The sequence below is a fragment of the Lentzea sp. CC55 genome (assembly GCF_021056325.1).
Taxonomy (GTDB): Bacteria; Actinomycetota; Actinomycetes; order Mycobacteriales; family Pseudonocardiaceae; genus Lentzea; species Lentzea jiangxiensis.
On record NZ_JAJCXE010000021.1, the window covers coordinates 17,291 to 34,069 of the forward strand.

At 71.6% G+C, this 16,779-nt stretch carries 11 protein-coding genes; 8 read left to right on the forward strand and 3 right to left on the reverse strand.

Annotation, left to right across the window (positions count from 1 at the left end; translation table 11 throughout):
• Positions 1-86: 86 nt before the first annotated feature.
• The 4 genes from nirB to L6E10_RS15145 are packed head-to-tail and all read left to right on the forward strand — an operon-like array spanning position 87 to position 4,580.
• Complete coding sequence (gene nirB / locus L6E10_RS15130) at positions 87-2,543, forward strand: nitrite reductase large subunit NirB (protein ID WP_236220164.1); 2,457 nt, start codon at positions 87-89, stop codon at positions 2,541-2,543.
• A complete protein-coding gene (nirD, locus tag L6E10_RS15135; RefSeq protein WP_236220165.1) occupies positions 2,540-2,854 on the forward strand; it encodes a nitrite reductase small subunit NirD in 315 nt (104 codons plus the stop codon). The genes nirB and nirD overlap by 4 nt, the downstream gene beginning before the upstream one ends.
• Positions 2,851-3,939 (forward strand): uroporphyrinogen-III synthase, encoded by a 1,089-nt coding sequence (locus L6E10_RS15140; protein WP_236220166.1) that lies wholly within the window; start codon positions 2,851-2,853, stop codon positions 3,937-3,939. Before nirD ends, L6E10_RS15140 begins: the two co-directional genes overlap by 4 nt.
• Positions 3,936-4,580 carry a sirohydrochlorin chelatase gene (locus L6E10_RS15145; RefSeq protein WP_236220167.1) on the forward strand — a complete coding sequence of 215 codons (645 nt, stop codon included), beginning with the start codon at positions 3,936-3,938 and terminating at the stop codon, positions 4,578-4,580. The genes L6E10_RS15140 and L6E10_RS15145 overlap by 4 nt, the downstream gene beginning before the upstream one ends.
• 402 nt (positions 4,581-4,982) lie before the next feature.
• On the opposite strand, the gene L6E10_RS15150 is transcribed toward L6E10_RS15145, so the two are convergent.
• Positions 4,983-5,306, reverse strand: coding sequence for an MGMT family protein (locus tag L6E10_RS15150; RefSeq protein WP_236220168.1), 324 nt, complete (start codon positions 5,304-5,306; stop codon positions 4,983-4,985).
• A 634-nt stretch (positions 5,307-5,940) separates the two neighbouring features.
• Between L6E10_RS15150 and L6E10_RS15155 the strand changes: the two genes are divergently transcribed.
• Positions 5,941-7,950 carry a bifunctional diguanylate cyclase/phosphodiesterase gene (locus L6E10_RS15155; RefSeq protein WP_236220169.1) on the forward strand — a complete coding sequence of 670 codons (2,010 nt, stop codon included), beginning with the start codon at positions 5,941-5,943 and terminating at the stop codon, positions 7,948-7,950.
• On the opposite strand, the gene L6E10_RS15160 is transcribed toward L6E10_RS15155, so the two are convergent.
• Together L6E10_RS15160 and L6E10_RS15165 are read right to left on the reverse strand one after the other, a co-directional pair.
• Positions 7,947-8,945, reverse strand: coding sequence for an alpha/beta fold hydrolase (locus L6E10_RS15160; protein WP_236220170.1), 999 nt, complete (start codon positions 8,943-8,945; stop codon positions 7,947-7,949). The two genes, L6E10_RS15155 and L6E10_RS15160, sit on opposite strands and share 4 nt — an antisense overlap.
• Positions 8,946-8,963: 18 nt before the next feature.
• Positions 8,964-10,277 (reverse strand): cytochrome P450, encoded by a 1,314-nt coding sequence (locus L6E10_RS15165; protein WP_236220171.1) that lies wholly within the window; start codon positions 10,275-10,277, stop codon positions 8,964-8,966.
• Between the two features lie 164 nt (positions 10,278-10,441).
• Between L6E10_RS15165 and L6E10_RS15170 the strand changes: the two genes are divergently transcribed.
• The 3 genes from L6E10_RS15170 (at position 10,442) to L6E10_RS15180 (ending at position 16,760) form a co-directional block, all read left to right on the forward strand.
• A complete protein-coding gene (locus tag L6E10_RS15170) occupies positions 10,442-11,257 on the forward strand; it encodes an SAM-dependent methyltransferase (RefSeq protein ID WP_236220172.1) in 816 nt (271 codons plus the stop codon).
• A gap of 105 nt (positions 11,258-11,362) precedes the next feature.
• Positions 11,363-13,483 (forward strand): bifunctional diguanylate cyclase/phosphodiesterase, encoded by a 2,121-nt coding sequence (locus L6E10_RS15175; protein WP_236220173.1) that lies wholly within the window; start codon positions 11,363-11,365, stop codon positions 13,481-13,483.
• 139 nt (positions 13,484-13,622) lie between these two features.
• Positions 13,623-16,760, forward strand: coding sequence for an ATP-dependent DNA helicase (locus L6E10_RS15180; RefSeq protein ID WP_236220174.1), 3,138 nt, complete (start codon positions 13,623-13,625; stop codon positions 16,758-16,760).
• Positions 16,761-16,779 lie beyond the last annotated feature (19 nt).

Consider the following 16,779-nt stretch of genomic DNA (forward strand, 5'->3'; position numbering starts at 1 on the left):
AGTTTCCTTTAACAGCCGCGAAATACCGCGGACCTTGGGATGACACGCCGCCCGGTGAGCATACCGGGCGGAAGGAGGTATGCCCGATGAACCAGACATTGGTCGTGATCGGCAACGGCATGGTCGGCCACCGGCTCGTCGAGATCCTTCGTGAGTCGTCCTGGCGGATCGTGGTGTTCGGCGAGGAGTCACGTCCCGCGTACGACCGCGTCGCGCTGTCGTCCTACGTGGACAGCTGGAGCTCGGCGGACCTGGAGCTGCCTGCGTTGACCGGGTGCGAGCTGCGCCTCGGCGAGAAGGCCGTCTCGGTGGACCGCGAGCGGCGCGTGGTGGTCGGTGCCTCCGGCGTCGAGGTCTCCTACGACGTGCTGGTGCTGGCCACGGGCTCGGTGCCGTTCGTGCCGCCCGTGCCCGGCCGCGACCTGCCCGGCTGCCACGTCTACCGGACCATCGACGACCTGGACGACATCCGGGCGACGGTGGAGGCGGCCTCCCGCCCCGGCCGGCGTTCCGGCATGGTCCTCGGCGGCGGCCTGCTCGGGCTGGAGGCGGCCAACGCGCTGCGCGGCATGGGGGTCTCGCCGCACGTCGTCGAACTGGCTCCGCGGCTCATGCCGATCCAGGTCGACGAGGGCGGAGCCGGGCTGCTCAAGCGCCTGGTCGAGAAGCTCGACCTGACCGTGCACACCGGCACCTCCGCCTCCTCGATCGAACGCGACGGCCAGCGGCTGATCGCCAAGCTCGCGAGCGGTCTCGAGCTCGACCTCGACGTGGTGGTGTTCAGCGCCGGCATCCGGCCGCGCACCGACCTCGACCTGGGGCTGGAGCTGGGCCCGCGCGGCGGCTACCTGGTCGACGCCGCCTGCCGCACCGCCGATCCGCACGTGTTCGCGATCGGCGAGTGCGCCGCGGTCGAGGGCGTGACCTACGGCCTCGTCGCTCCGGGCTACTCGATGGCCGAGGTGGTCGCGGACCGGATCCTCGGCGGCACCAAGGTGTTCCCCGGTGCCGACGTGTCCACGAAGCTGAAGCTGCTCGGCGTGGACGTGGCGTCGTTCGGCGACGCGCACGCCCAGACCGAGGGCGCGCTCGAAGTCGTCGTCAACAACGCCGTCGCCGGCACCTACAGCAAGCTCGTGGTGTCGGACGACGCCAGCACGCTGCTCGGCGGCGTGCTGGTGGGCGACGCCTCGTCGTACCTGTCGCTGCGGCCGTTGGTGGGCAAGGAGGTCCCGGCCGGGCTGCTGCAGCCGGGCGGCTCCGTCGACGTCGAGATGCCCGCGGACGCGCAGGTCTGCTCCTGCCTCGCGGTCACCAAGCAGACGATCACCGACGCGATCGTGTCCGGTGTCGCGTGCGACGTGGCCGAGCTGAAGGCGTGCACCAAGGCCGGCACGGGCTGCGGCTCGTGCGTGCCGATGTTGAAGAAGCTGCTGACCGAGTGCGGTGTCGAGCAGTCCAAGGCGCTGTGCGAGCACTTCACCTACTCGCGCGCCGAGCTGTTCGAGATCATCCGGGCGACCCGCGTCACGACGTTCTCCGCGTTGGTGCAGAAGCACGGCACCGGACGTGGCTGCGACATCTGCAAGCCCGCGGTCGCGTCGATCCTGGCGTCGCTCGGCAACGGGCACATCCTCGGCTCGGAGCAGGTGTCCCTGCAGGACACCAACGACAGGTTCCTCGCGAACCTGCAGCGCAACGGCACCTACTCGGTCGTGCCGCGCATCCCCGGCGGGGAGATCACGCCGGAGAAGCTGATCGTCATCGGCGAGGTGGCCCGCGACTACGGTCTCTACACCAAGATCACCGGTGGCCAGCGCATCGACCTGTTCGGCGCGACCGTCGACCAGCTCCCGGAGATCTGGCGCCGCCTCGTCGACGCGGGCTTCGAGTCGGGGCACGCGTACGGCAAGTCGCTGCGCACGGTGAAGTCCTGCGTCGGCACGACGTGGTGCCGCTACGGCGTGCAGGACTCGGTCGGTCTCGCGATCGAGCTGGAGCTGCGCTACCGCGGGCTGCGGTCGCCGCACAAGCTCAAGTCGGCGGTCTCCGGCTGTGCGCGCGAGTGCGCCGAGGCCCGCAGCAAGGACTTCGGCATCATCGCGACGGAGAACGGCTGGAACCTCTACGTGGCCGGCAACGGCGGCTTCACCCCGCGTCACGCCGACCTGCTCGTGTCCGATGTGGACACCGAGGAGCTGATCCGCGTGATCGACCGCTTCCTGATGTTCTACATCCGCACCGCCGACCGCCTGCAGCGCACCGCGGCCTGGCTGGAGGGGCTCGACGGCGGGCTCGACCACCTGCGCGAGGTCGTCGTCGAGGACAAGCTCGGCATCTGCGCCGAGCTGGAGGCCGCGATGGCGGCGCACGTCTCCGACTACGCCGACGAGTGGCGCGGCGTGCTGGAGGACCCGGAGAAGCTCGCGCGGTTCACGTCGTTCGTGAACGCGCCCGGCACCCCCGACCCCACGATCTCGTTCCGCGCTGAGCGTGGCCAGCGCGTTCCCGTCTCCCTCGGCATCCCGGAGGTGGCTAGGTGACCGTCATCTGCGACTTCGAGGCTTTGCGTCCCGAGCAGGGCGTCGCGGCGCTGCTGCCGGACGGCTCCCAGGTGGCGGTGTTCCTGACCGCCGACGGCACCCTGCACGCCCTCGACAACGTCGACCCGTTCAGCGGCGCCGCGGTGCTGTCGCGCGGCATCGTCGGCGACCGCGGCGGCGTCCCCGTCGTGGTGTCGCCGGTCTACAAGCAGGCGTTCGAGCTGTCCACCGGCAAGTGCCTGGACGAGCCGTCGGTGTCCGTTGCGGTGCACCCGGTGCGCGTGCGTGACGGTGTCGTGGAGCTGACGTGACGGGCCCGCTGGCGGGCTTCACGGTCGGCGTCACCGCGGCCCGGCGGGCCGACGAGCTCATCGCGCTGCTGGAACGCAAGGGTGCCTCAGTCCTGCACGGCCCGGCCCTGCGCATCGTCCCCCTGCCCGACGACGCCACCCTGCACGCCGCCACCACCGAACTGGTGTCCTCCCCGGTCGACGTCGTCGTGGCGACCACCGCGATCGGCTTCCGGGGCTGGTTCGAGGCAGCCGAGGGCTGGGGCCTGGCGAGCCGCCTGCACCGGGCGCTGTCGTCGGCCGTCGTCCTGCCCCGTGGCCCGAAGGCGAAGGGCGCGGTCCGCGCGGCGGGCCTGGTCGAGGCCTGGTCCCCGTCGTCCGAGTCGAACGCCGAGCTGCTGCAGTACCTGCTGAGGATGGGCGTCTCCGGCAAGCGCGTCGCCGTCCAGCTGCACGGCGAACCGCTGCCCGACTTCGTGAACACCCTGGAGGCCGCCGGCGCCGAGGTCGTCGAGATCCCGGTCTACCGCTGGGAACCCCCGGCGGACATCGGCCCCCTGCACCGGCTGATCGACGCCGTGATCGCCGGGCAGGTGGACGCGCTGACGTTCACCAGCGCCCCGGCCGCCTCGTCGATGCTGCGCACGGCTCCCGACCACGCCGCCCTGGTCGCCGCGTTGCGCCGCCTGCTCGTCGTCGGTGTCGGTGCCATCACGGCCGGTCCGCTGGTGGCCGCGGGGATTCCCGTCGTGCAGCCCGCCCGGTCGCGGATCGGGTCGATGGTGCGGGAACTGGCCCTGGAGCTGCCTTCCCGCGCCACCCGGCTGCGGATCGCGTCCCGCGACATGGAGATGCGAGCGCAGGCCGTGGTCGTCGACGGCGAGCTCCGGCCCGTCGCACCGGCGCCGATGGCCGTGCTGCGGACGCTCGTCGCGGCGCGCGGCCGGGTGGTGTCGCGTCAGGACCTGCTGGCCGCGTTGCCTTCCGGTGGGGAGGAGCACGCCGTCGAGACGGCGATCGGGCGGTTGCGGACCGCCCTGGGGTCGCCGCAGATGGTGTGCACGGTCGTGAAGCGGGGGTACCGGCTGGCCATGGAGCCCGCATGAAGCTCGTTCTGGCTTTCCACGGAACGCGGTCCGCTACCGGGATCGCGGTGTGCTCGGAGATCGCGGACCTGGTCCGGGCGCACGTCGACGTGCCGGTTGTGGTGGCTTACGCCGACGTTCTGCAACCGGACGTCCGGTCCGCAGTGGACGGACCCTGCGTCGTCGTGCCGGTGTTCCTGGCCGCCGGATACCACGTCCGGGTCGACATCCCCGAGCAGATCGGGCCGCGTGGCGACGTCGTGCTGACCCCGCCGCTGGGGTTGGACGCGGTGCCCGCCGTGCGGGACCGGTTGCGGGAGGCGGGTTTCCGCCGCGGCGACGCAGTCGTGCTCGCCGCGGCGGGCTCTTCCGACGCCCGGGCGCTGGCCGTTGTCCGCGCCGCGGCCGGGATGCTGGGAGCCGAGGCGGTGGGGTACGTCGCCACGGCTTCGCCCCGGATCGCCGACGTGGTGGCGGCTGTCCGGGGACGGCGCCGGGTGGTGGTCGCCTCGTGGCTGCTGGCGCCCGGGGCGTTCCACTCCGTGCTGGAGGGGTGCGGGGCGGACCTGGTCTCCTCGCCGGTGGGAGCGCATCCGCTGGTGGTGGAGGCGTTGGTGCGGCGGTACTCCGAGGCCCGGGCGGGGATGGTCCGGTCGGCTTGAGCCTTCGCGGGGTGGTCGTCTCGGGGCGGTGGTCGCCTTCACAGGGTGGTCGCCTTTGCTCCCGTATCGCGCGTGCTCGCTTCATCGCCGCTTCGCGACGATTGCGATCGGAGCTTGACTTCGGGGCCCTCGCGAGATGCCGGGTCGGCCTGAAAAGCCGAGCAGGAAAGGCTCGGCCGGTCCGGGCAACGGAAGCATCTCGCACCCGAAGTCAAGCCGCGATCGCCGTCGTGGTTGCGTCATCACCGCTGCTCAGAGGCGCATGGTCCGGACGGCTCGGCTTCGCCGCCGCGGTTCGCGGGAGCGCGGCTCGCCCTGCGGTTCCCGGGGGGACGGCTCGTCTTCGGCTTCGCGGGAGAGGAGGCCGCGGTGCGCCCGCGCCCGGCGGTCGTCAGCGCCTCTCTACCAGAGCCCCGGCTCCTCGTCGGCTTCCGCGCGCGCGTCCTCCCAGCGGTACTCCCGCAGGTCCACCTTGCCGCCCAGGTTCGGGACGCCCTCCTCGTGGAGGAGCTGGAGCTGCGTGTCGCGCAGGTGCGGGGCGCAGGTGCCGTCGGCCTTGAGGACGCGTTGCCACGGGAGGTCGTGGCCGTCCTCGTTCAGGATGCGGCCCACCAGGCGGGGGGACGGGGCCTTCGCCAGATCCGCGATGTCGCCGTAGGTGGCGACTCGTCCGCGCGGGATGGCCTTGATGCGGTCGCGGACTCGCTCGTGGATCTCTTCGTCCATGCGCGGAGTCTAGTCGGGCGGTACCGGCTGGGGAGCGGTGCGCAGCCAGCGCAGGAACAGCACCAGCCATCGTCGGGGCATGCGGTTCGGTCCCTTCGGCTCGCGGGAGGGCCGGCTCCCGGGAACGTCCGGGGAACGGACCACCGTAGAAGCCGTTCGGGTGACGGCAACAGTGCCCGATAGGGTGGTTCGCAGGTCACTCGGACGGTCCGGCAGCCGGGCGCCCACCTCGACGCCCGTGCCGGCGACGCCACCTGTTCATGTTGGCTGACAAGGGAAATGCCGGGAGAAAGCCCAGGAAGCCCGGCATGGGAGACCCGGAAGTCCAAGAGTGGGGCGAATGCCTCTACCGCGTCGCGGTGCACACCGGTACCTTCCTCGCGTTGACCGCACGGGGCGAGGGCGCGGACGAGCGCTGAGGGACGTGTCCTTGTACTCTGGGGTCAGTCGTACGGACTTAAACCACGCTGTAGTGTCGGAGGATCACACGGTTGGCGCAATGGGCGCCGACTACCGGTGGGTAAACTGCCGGACACTCTCCAACCCATGCAGGGCAACGGGAATGACGAAACCGAGCCGAAGACCCGATGCCGCTCCACCCGCGGACACCGCCGCCGTCCGCGCGCGAGAAGCCTTGTCGCGCAAGTGGAGCTACCTGCTCAGCAGCGTCGTCGTTGTCGCTCTGAGCCGAGACGAGCTGGACGCCGAACTGGGCGCCCTGCTCGACGACCTGTGCGCGGCGCTGCACGACGAGCCGTTCGACCTCGCCCCGTTCGAAGAGGTCGGCGAACGGCTCGTCGCCCTGGGCTACGTCACCGAACCCGGCCTCAAGCGCACGGTCGACGTGCTCGGCAAGGGTCTGCTGGGGCTCGAGGAGTTCCGCGGGCGCGAGCAGCACGCCGTGCGGGTCGTCGGCGGCATCGGTGCGGTCGCCTGCGGGTACACCGCCGCGCGGACGCGCTCGATCCTGGACCAGCAGGACAGCATGCAGCGGGCGTTGCTCAAGGCGGCCCACGACGCGCAGCGGGACCTGCGCCAGAGCGAGGCGAAGTTCGAGGGCATCGCGTCCTCGTCCACCAACGGCGTCCTGATCGTCGGTCTCGACGGCAGGCTGGCGTGGGGCAACGGGTCGATCGCCGAGATCATCGGGTGTTCACCGGAGCCGGGCACGAGGCTCATGGAGCTCATCGCGCCCAGCTCGATCGTCGTGTTCCGCGAGATGATGGAACGGGTTCTCGCCGAGCGCGGCGAGTTCGAGCGCGAACCGGTGCAGCTGGTGCGCGACGACGGCGAGCTGGCCAGGGTGACGCTGACGGCGTCGCTGATCAGGGACGAGCAGGGCAAGCCCAGCCACGTCCTGGTGATGGTGGACGACGACACGGAACTCGCCCTGCTGCAGGGAGAGCTGCGCAGGCAGTCGCTGCACGACGTGCTGACCGGGCTGCCCAACCGGCAGTTCTTCACCACCCACCTCGAGACGGCGCTGCGCCGGGCCGATCCCGAGTTCGGCGTCACGGTCCTCCAACTCGACCTCGACGCGTTCGGGCTGGTGTGCAACACCCTCGGCGCGAAGGTCGGCGAGCACCTGCTGCAGCACGTCGCGCGCAGGCTGCAGGCGTTGCTGTTCCGCGAGAAGGCGATGGTCGCCCGGTTCGACGGCGACGAGTTCGGCATCCTCCTCGAGAACACCGCGACCACGCCGGACATCGCGACGATCATGAGCGCGATCAACGCCGACCTCGGCGAACCGACCTATGTGGACGATCACGGCCTGGCGGTGTCGGTGAGCGCGGGCGTGGTGCACCAGCCCTCGCCCGACGTCGACCCGGTCGAGCTGCTGCGCATGGCGGACCTGGCGCTGCGGCAGGCGAAACGGGACCGCCGCGGGCAGTGGGAGGTCTTCCACACCGACGAGGACTCCGCCGGGCGCCGTGACGCCGCGCTGGCCGTCGTCATGCCGGGCGCGTGGGAGCAGGGCGACATCGGCGTGGTCTACCAGCCGGTCCGCGAACTGGCCACGGGCGCGCTCGCCGGCGTGGAGGCGTTGCTGCACTGGGACCTCTCGGACCGGTGCGCGGCGCTCGCGGACGCGAGCGGGCTCATCCTGCCGATGGGCGAGTGGCTGATCAGGATCTCAGCGGGCCAGGCGCAGTGGTGGCGCCAGCGCGGTGAGCTGGACCAGCAGTTCGGCGTGCGGCTCACGCACCACCAGTCGACCGACGCGGACCTGGTGTCCCGCGTCGCGAAGGTGCTGGAGGAGACGGGGATGCCGGCCGGCGGGCTGACCCTGAGCATGCCGGTCGGCGTGCTGGGCGTGGCCGACGCCGCGGACAACCTCGGCACGCTCGCGGACATGGGTGTGCGGATCGCGCTCGACGACTTCGGCCTCGGGCCGCGGGACCTCGCCTGGCTCTCCCGGCTGCCCGTGGCGTCCGTGCTCGTGCCGACGGACCTGGTGCGGCGGCAGGACCCCCGGTCCGCCCTGCTGGTGCAGGCCGTGCACGACCTGGATGTCACCGTGTGCGTCGACGGCGTCGAGAGCGCCGAGCAGGCGAAGTGGTGGGAGCAAGCGGGCGCCGACCTCGCGATCGGCGCCCACTTCGGGTCCCCGCGCGACGCGGGGGAGTTCCTGCGGCGGCTCTAGAGGCTGCGCTGCCACGAGATGAGGGCCGCGTGGTAGCGGTTGGCGTTCTGCGTGTCGAAGTTGAAGACGTGGCCGTACCCGTTGACCACGAACGCGTCCAGCCGCGGTGCCTTGCCGTAGAACGGCTTCTCCGACCTGACCAGCGCCGCGGGCGACGAGCAGTCGGCGCCCAGCGGCGGGGTGCCGCAGAAGTAGTCGGCCGAGGTCTGCACCGTCATCACCGGCACGTCGATGGCGCTGCTGGCGGGGAGCACGATGTTCGACATCAACGCGGTCGTCACGAACTCGCTCGCGGACACGACGTCCTTCGTGGACTCGTCGAGGCTGACCACCGCGGAGTTGTTCGGCCCCGGCGCGTGGAACATGGCGTAACGCGTTCCCGGCGCCGTCGTCAGGTAGCCGACGTCGAGACCGCGCAGGGCCAGCTTCGCGTCGAGCACGGCCGGGATGAGGTTCGTCAGCGCGGGCACGGCCCGGATGTAGTCCCACTGGTGGGTCATGCCGGTGACGAGGACGCCGTCGACGTCGCGGTACCGGGCGGCCTCGGCCATCGCGATGGCCGAGCCGATGGAGTGCCCGCCCACTAACACCTTCGAGAACCGCGGGCGCAGCTTCTGGATGATCTGGTGCACCGCCTGTGCCTGGTTGGGGACGTCGACCAGGATGCTGAGCGGCTTCGAGCTCTTGCCGGAGCCGATGCGGTCCACCGCCATGGTGGCGACGCCCGCGTTGTTCATGGCACGCACGACGGACCGCGACCCGTTGTCCACCGGGATGTCCCAGTAACCGCTCGTGTAGGTGCCACCGGGGACGAGCACCTGGACCGTCCTCGCGCCCCGGGGGACGCACAACCTCCCGTACATCACCTGCTGGACGAGGCCGAACTGAACGGGCGTGTACACGTCCTCGCAGGTGGTCTGGGCGGCGCTCGCCGGTGCGGGAACCGGCAGGAGCGCGGCGAGCAGCGCGGCGGCACAGAGCCGACGGAAACGCATGGGGGAACTAACCTCCAACTAGCGGGGGACGACCTGCATCATCAGGTCGCTGGGGTAGGCCGCATTGGTGAACCTGGTGCGCACGGGCCGGTCGGGGACCAGCCGGTAGCGCGAGCAGACCGTCGCCACCACGACGGCGATCTCGGTCAGGGCGAAGTGGTTGCCGATGCACTGGTGGATGCCGCCGCCGAACGGGACGAACGCGCCCTTGGGCAGCCGCTTCGCGCGTTCGGGCGTCCAGCGGTCCGGGTCGAAGCGCTCGGGGTCCGGGAAGTGCCGGGGGTCGTGGTGCAGCGTGTGCGGGCTGAGGATCACCTCGGTGCCCGGTGCCAGGCGGGCGCCGCCGAGCTCGACCTCCTCGGCCGTGCGGCGCATGACGAGCCAGAGCGGGTACTTCCGCAGGACCTCGTTCGCCACCTGGCCGACGTACGTCAGCTTCGGCACGTCGTCGATCGTGACCGGACGCCCGCCCAGCACCTCGTCGACCTCCGCCAGCACCCGCCGTTCGACCTCGGGGTTGGCGGCGATCTCGTGGAAGATCCAGGCCAGCGCGAGTGCGGTGGTCTCGATCCCCGCGGTGAGCAGCGTGACGACCTCGTCGAAGACCTGCGCGTCGGTCATCGGGCGGCCGGTCTCGGAGTCCCGCGCGGCCAGCAGGGTCGAGAGCAGGTCGCCGTGGTCGGTGTCGTCGTCGCGGCGGCTCTCGACGACCTCGTGCACGATCGCGCGCATCCGGGAGATGGCCCCGTCGAACTCGCGGTTGGCCGGGATGGGCAGCCGCTCGACGAAGCCGGGGGACAGCGCGCGCAGGATGCCGTTCTTGATGATGACGAAGACCGACCGGCGGGCCTCGTCGATCGCCTTGCGGCCGATCTCGGCGGAGAAGAGCGCCTCACCGACGATCGTCACGGCGAGGCCCTGCATGTCCGCTTCGAGCCGCCGCACCTCGCCCGGCCGCCAAGTCCCCAGCAGGTCCTCCGTCGCGCGGACCATCGTGGCGGCGTAGCCCGCGATCCGGTCCCGGTGGAACGCCGGCTGCACCATCCGCCGCTGGCGCAGGTGGAAGGCCCCGTTGGACAGGGCGAGCCCGTTGCCGACGAACGGCCGGAACTTGTCGTACATCCGGCCTTTGTGGAACTTCGGCGCGTCGGTGACCAGCACTTGGTGCGTCAACCGCGGACTGGCGACGAACAAAGTCCGCAACGGTCCCAGATGGACTTCCACGAGATCACCACGACCGCGCAAATTACCGGTGAAAGCGAATCTTTTCCTGAGCATTGGCAACGTGTGTCCGAAAAATGGCAGCCTACCGGGTGCCACCGGGACAGGCATCATCGCTCCTCGCGACGGTGAAAGAGGCGCCCTACCATAGGAGTCGTTCAGTCGGGCAGAACAGTGGCCGATCGGGTGGCATGCGTTCACACGAGCGGCCTAACCCGTGTGCGCTTAGTGCTTGACTAAGCTGGTGCGTCCGCAACCCGAAGAGGTGGATCGACGTGACCCAAGACCAGAGCTGGATTCCGCAGAACGTCGATGTCTCCGTGCCCAGCGCGGCGCGGGTCTACGACTACCTCCTCGGTGGCGCGCACAACTTCGCGGTCGACCGCCTGATGGGCGACAAGGCCGAGGAGATGATGCCGAACTCGCGCAACGCCGCCAGGCTCAACCGGGCCTTCCTGCGCCGGGCGGTGCGGTTCATGACCGACCAGGGCGTGCGGCAGTTCCTCGACATCGGGTCCGGCATCCCGACCGTGGCCAACGTGCACGAGGTCGCCCAGGAGCAGGCGCCCGGCAGCCGGGTCGTCTACGTGGACCGCGACCCCGTGGCCGTCGCGCACGGCGAGCTCATCGTCGCGGGCAACGACCAGGTCAGCGTGCTGCAGGCCGACATGCGCGACCCCGACAGCATCCTCACCAACCCCGAGGTGAGGCGGCTGCTGGACTTCGACCAGCCGATCGGCCTGCTGCTGCTCTTCATGGTGCACTGGGTGCCCGACGAGGCCGACCCGCAGAGCCTGCTCAAGCGCTACCGCGAGGCGTTGCCGAGCGGGAGCTACCTCGCGATCTCGCACATGGCGGGTGACCACGTCAACGACGAGGCCAGGGCCGTCACGGACAGGATGAGCAAGTCGGGCGGTGGCGACGTCACCTACCGCGACCGCCACGAGGTCGAGGCCTTCTTCGGCGATTTCGAACTGGTCGAACCGGGACTCGTCAAGTTCGCCGAATGGCGTCCTACCGGACCCGGCGACATCTCCGACGACCCGGCGGTGAACAGGATCGCGTTCGCGGGGGTCGGTCGAAAGCCGTAGGGAATATCGATAGAGTGATGTTGATTCACGCTGCCGGTTGAGGTCGGGCCGACTGTGCGTGGGTAAACTGCCGGAGATTCCGAGCCGTGACGAGGCAGCCCCCGAATGCCCAAGCCGAGTCGAATACCCGATGTCACGCCATCGCCCGAGGACGCTGTGCGGGCGCGGCAGACGCTCGCCCGGAAATGGTCCTACCGGCTGCTCGGAGCGGTCGCGATTCCGCTCGGCCGTGATGATCTCGACGCCCGGCTGGGTGACGAGCTCGACGCGTTGTGCGCGCTGCTGCACGAGGAGAAGTTCAACCCCATCGCGGCCGAGCGCATCGGCGCCGGGCTCGCGGGTCTCGGCCACCTCGGCAGACTCGGCCTGCGCTGCACCGCCGAGGTGCTCGGCAGGGGCCTGCCCGCGCTGCCGGAGTTCCAGCCCGCCGAGCGGTACGCCGACCGGATCGCGCACGCGATGGGCGCGATCGGCGCCGGCTTCACCGGGGCGAACACCGAGTCCGTGCTCGCGCAGCAGGAGAGCATGCAGAGGTCGCTGCTCAAGGCCGTGCGCGACGCGAACTGGAACCTCAAGGAGAGCGAGGCCCGCTTCAACGAGGTCGTCACGGCCTCCACGAACGGCGTGCTGATGGTCGGCCTCGACGGGCGGCTGCTCAGCGTCAACGCGGCCGTCGGCGACATCCTCGGCCGCACCTCCGACGAGCTCACCGGCACGCCGCTGCTCGACCTGGTCGAGGACGGCTTCACCGAGGTGCTGCGGCAGGCGATGGCCGACCTCGCGTCCGGTGCCGCCGAGCGCGTCCGGCAGTCGCAGCGGTTGCTGCGCGAGGACGGCGAGACCGCGCGGGTGACGCTGACGGCGTCGCTGCTGCGCGGTGCCGACTCGGAGCCGATCCAGTTCGTCGTGGTGGTCGAGGACGGCACCGAGCTCGCGCTGCTGCAGAGCGAGCTGCAACGCCAGGCGCTGCACGACCCGCTGACCGGCCTGCCGAACAAGCAGTTCTTCACCACGCAGCTGGAGATCGCGCTGCGCAGGGGCGATCCCGCGCACGGCATCACGGTCTTCCACCTCGACCTCGACGCGTTCGGCATGCTGCGCGACACCTTCGGCGGCCGGGTCGTCGAACGGCTGCTGCAGCACGTGGCGCAGCGGCTCAAGGCGCTGCTGCCCGGCGACAGGGTCATGATCGCCCGGTTCGGCGACGACGAGTTCGGCGTCCTGCTCGAGAACACGCCGGCCACACCGGACATCGACGCGATCATGAAGAAGATCAACGACGACCTGCTGCTCGAGCCGACGTTCCTGGACGGCCACGGGCTCGCCGTGTCGATGAGCGCCGGCGTCGTGCAGAAGCCGGACAGCGACGCCGAACCGCTCGACGTGCTGCGTTCCGCGGAACGGGCGCTGCGCCGCGCCAAGCGGGGCAGGCGCGGGCAGTGGGAGCTGTTCCACGCCGGTCAGGACGCGGAGGAGCGCCGCGACGACGCGCTGGCCGTGGCCATGCCGGCCGCGTGGGAGGACGGCGAGATCACCGTGCGGTACCGGCGGGTCGTCGCTCTCGCCGACGGCGCGGTCACCGGTGTCGAGGCCGCCCTGCACTGGGACAGGCCGGACTCGCCGGTGCTGGACCACGAGCGCTGCGCCGCGCTGGCCGAGCAGACCGGGCTGATCCTGCCGCTCGGCGAGTGGGTGCTGCGGGTGGCCGCCGGGCAGTCGGCGTGGTGGCGGCAGCGCGGGCAGTTCGACCACGCCCTCGCCGTGCGGCTCACCGCCCACCAGGCCGCCGACGCGGACCTCGTCTCGCGGGTGGTGAAGGTGCTCGACGAGACCGGGACGCCCGCCGACCGGCTGATGATCAGCATGCCCGGCGACGTGCTGCCGATGGCCGACGCGGCGGACAACCTCGCGGTGCTGGCGCGCATGGGCGTGCTGACCGCGATCGACGACTTCGGGCTGGGACCGCTCGACTTCGGCCTGCTCTCGCACGACCTGCCGGTGCGGGCGGTCCGGGTGGCCCGCCGGCTCGTCGAGAGCCGGTCGCCGTACGTGGCGGCGCTGCTGCCGTTGCTGCGGGAGCAGGGTGTCCCGGTCGCGGTCGACGGGATCTCGAGCGCCGAGCAGGCTTCGTGGTGGCGGGACGCCGGGGCGGACTTCGCGACCGGCGACCACTTCGGCGCCGCCCGCACGCCGGGCGACTTCCTCCAGGACCTCGAACAGGGCTGACCCTCGGTGAGCGGTCTCACACCGCCGGCGGGAGCGCGCTGGACAACGGCCCTTCGCCGAGCACCGGCGGCACCACCCCGGCGTGCTCCGTTCGGCGGGCGTCTCTGATCTTGTCGGTGCAGCGTGGTGAAATCGGTCCGTGGCACTCGCACCCCAGCTGGTCCGCCGGAAGCCGGAGACGCGCCCGCGTCCCCGGTGGGACGCCGCTGCCCGGCGGGTCTTCGCGCACGAGGGCTTCCTGCGCGTGCTCGGCGGCCCCGGCACGGGCAAGACGACGCTGCTCGCCGAGCTGGCCGCGCACGTCGTGCTGGAGCACGGCGCCGATCCAGAGAACGTGCTGGTGCTCACGGCGAACAGGCGCGCGTCGGCGGCGTTGCGCGCGCAGATCACCCAGCTGCTGACGGGCCGTCTGTCCGCTATCCGCGAGCCGTTGGTGCGGACCGTCCACTCCTACGCGTTCGCGGTGCTGCGCAACCAGGCCGTGCTGCTCGGTGAGCCCCCGCCCCGGCTGCTGTCCGGTCCGGACCAGGACGCGATGGTGCGCGAGCTGCTCGCCGGTGACGTGGAGTCGGGCGCTCTCAAGTGGCCGGAGCGGCTGCGGCCCGCCCTGGAGCTGCCGGGCTTCGCGCACGAGCTGCGGGACCTGCTGCTGAGGGCGGCGGAACGAGGCCTCGGGCCTGAAGACCTGATCGAGCTCGGTGAGCGGCACGGGCGCGACGAGTGGGTGGCCGCCGGGCGGTTCGGCGCGCAGTACGAGGCCGTGAACCTGCTGTCCGGCATGGACTCGGCGACGGCGTACGCACCCGCCTACGACGCGGCCGAGCTGGTGTCGTCGGCGTACGCGGCGTTCGTGAACGACGAGGAGCTGCTGTTCGGCGAACGGCGCCGTGTGCGGTACCTGCTGGTCGACGACGCGCAGCACCTCGACCCGATGCAGTACTCGCTGATCCGCACGCTCGGCGCGGGGGCCACGCGGTTCGTCCTGGCGGGCGACCCGGACCAGGCGATCTTCACGTTCCGCGGCGCCGACCCGGAGATCCTGCGGGACGTCGCGGGGGAGACGGTCGTGCTGCGGCAGTCGCACCGGATGATGCCGGAGATCCGGGACGCGGTCGCGCGGCTGGCCGCCCGCCTGCCGGGTGCCTCCCCGGCTCGCACCGTCGACCCGGTCGACGGCGAGGGGTCCGTGCAGGTGCGGCTGCTCGCCTCGTCCGCGCAGGAGGCGACGTGGGTGGCGGACCAGCTCCGGCGCTCCCACCTGGCCGACGAGGTGCCGTGGTCGCGGATGGCCGTCGTGGTGCGCTCGGCGACGTTGTCCCTGCCGGTCCTGCAACGGGCCCTGCTCGCCGCCGGGATCCCGGTGGCGGTGGCGTCGGACGAGCTGCCGCTGGCACAGCAGCCTTCCGTGCGCCCGCTGCTCGCCCTGATCCGCGCCGCCGCCTCACCCGGCTCGCTGGACGAGGACACGGCGGCGATGCTGCTGTCGTCCTCGTACGGTGGCGCGGACCCGCTGGCGCTGCGGCGGTTGCGGCGAGGGCTCCGGCGCCTGGAGATGGCGGCGGGAGGCGACCGGCCGAGCGGCGACCTGCTGGTGGAGGTCGTCGAGGACGCGGACCGGCTGGCGGCGCTGGAGGACGCGGAGTCGTTGCCGGCGCGGCGGATCGCGCACCTGCTGTCGCTGGCGCGCAAGGCCGTCGAGGCCGGGAAGTCCGTCGAGGCCGTGCTGTGGGACCTGTGGACGGCCACCGGGCTGCAGGACCGCTGGGTGGCGCAGTCGGCGCGGCGCGGCATGCCGGGCATGCAGGCGGACAGGGACCTCGACGCGATCGTGGCGCTGTTCGAGGCGGCCGCGAAGTACGTCGACCGGCTGCCGGGGTCCGGTGTGGCCGGGTTCGCGGACTACCTGGAGTCCCAGCGGATCGTCGGCGACACCCTGGCCGCCTCGGCTCCGACCGGCGAGGCGGTGTCGGTGCTGACGGCGCACTCCGCGGCCGGGCGCGAGTGGGAGGTCGTCGCGGTGCCCGGCGTCCAGGAGGGCAGCTGGCCCGACCTGCGGCTGCGCGGCACGGTCCTCGGCGTCGAACGCATGGTGGACGTGCTGGCCGGGCTGGAGCCGTCGGTGTCCGCGGTGGCGCCGATCCTCGCGGAAGAACGCCGCCTGCTGCTGGTCGCGGCCTCGCGGGCGCGGTCGAAGCTGCTGATCAGCGCCGTTCGGGGCGAGGACGAGCAGCCGTCGCGGTTCCTCGACGAGATCGAGTCGTCGTCCGAGGACGAGCGCAAGCTGCACCGACCGCAGCGCGGTCTGGTGCTCGGCGAGCTCGTCGGCGAACTGCGCCGGGTCGTGTGCTCAGACTCCGAGGACCAGGCCAGGCGCGAGCGCGCCGCCGTGCAGCTGGCCCGGCTGGCGGAGGCCGGTGTGCCCGGTGCGCACCCGGAATCCTGGTACGGCTTGGCGGAGGTGTCCGCGGATGCTCCACTGTGGACGGAGGACCAGAAGGTCAGCGTGACGCCGTCGACCATCGAGGTGATCACGAAGTGCCCGCTGCGGTGGGTCGTCGAGCGCCACGGCGGCCAGGACCCGGCCGAGCTGGCCTCGGTCACGGGCACGCTGGTCCACGCACTCGCGCAGGCCGCCTCCTCGGGCGCCGACTCCGCGCAGCTGCGGGCGAAGCTGGACGAGGCGTGGGCGGCCGTCGACGCGGGCGCCCCCTGGTTCTCCCGCCGCGAACGGATGCGCGTGGAGAAGATGCTCGACACGTTCCTCGCGTGGCTCACGATGAGCCGCAGCCAGCTCACCCAGGTCGCGGTCGAGGAGGAGATGGTCGTCGAGGTCCCCAAGCGCGACGGGGGGCCGTGGCTGCAGGTCCGCGGCCGCGTCGACCGCCTGGAGCACGACGAGGACGGCCGTCCCGTCGTGATCGACCTCAAGACCGGCAAGAGCCCGGTGTCCCGCGAGGCCTCGCAGGAGCACCCGCAGCTCGCCGTCTACCAGCTGGCGTCGTCGCTGGGCGGCTTCACCCACATCGGACTGGGAACAGAGCCGGGTGGCGCCCGGTTGCTGTACGTGGCGAAGGAGGACAAGAAGACAGGAGCCGTCGAGCGCACGCAGGCGCCCCTGGACGAACAGGGCGTCCGGGCGTGGCTGGAAGTCGTGCAGGGAGCGGCGGAGTCGGTGCTCGGACCCGAGTACACGGCGCGGGAGAACGCGGACTGCGACAGGTGCCCGGCACGCACCACGTGCCCCGTCCACCCGTCCGGGCGACAGGTGAGTGAATAGGCGTTCCGGCGTGCGTAGG

Excerpts from the sequence above, each read along its gene's own strand:
- nirB (WP_236220164.1), top strand. The coding sequence starts at position 87 with ATGAACCAGACATTGGTCGTGATCGGCAACGGCATGGTCGGCCACCGG.
- L6E10_RS15145 (WP_236220167.1), top strand. The coding sequence starts at position 3,936 with ATGAAGCTCGTTCTGGCTTTCCACGGAACGCGGTCCGCTACCGGGATC.
- L6E10_RS15150 (WP_236220168.1), bottom strand. The coding sequence starts at position 5,306 with ATGGACGAAGAGATCCACGAGCGAGTCCGCGACCGCATCAAGGCCATC.
- L6E10_RS15160 (WP_236220170.1), bottom strand. The coding sequence starts at position 8,945 with ATGCGTTTCCGTCGGCTCTGTGCCGCCGCGCTGCTCGCCGCGCTCCTG.
- L6E10_RS15165 (WP_236220171.1), bottom strand. The coding sequence starts at position 10,277 with ATGCCTGTCCCGGTGGCACCCGGTAGGCTGCCATTTTTCGGACACACG.
- L6E10_RS15175 (WP_236220173.1), top strand. The coding sequence starts at position 11,363 with ATGCCCAAGCCGAGTCGAATACCCGATGTCACGCCATCGCCCGAGGAC.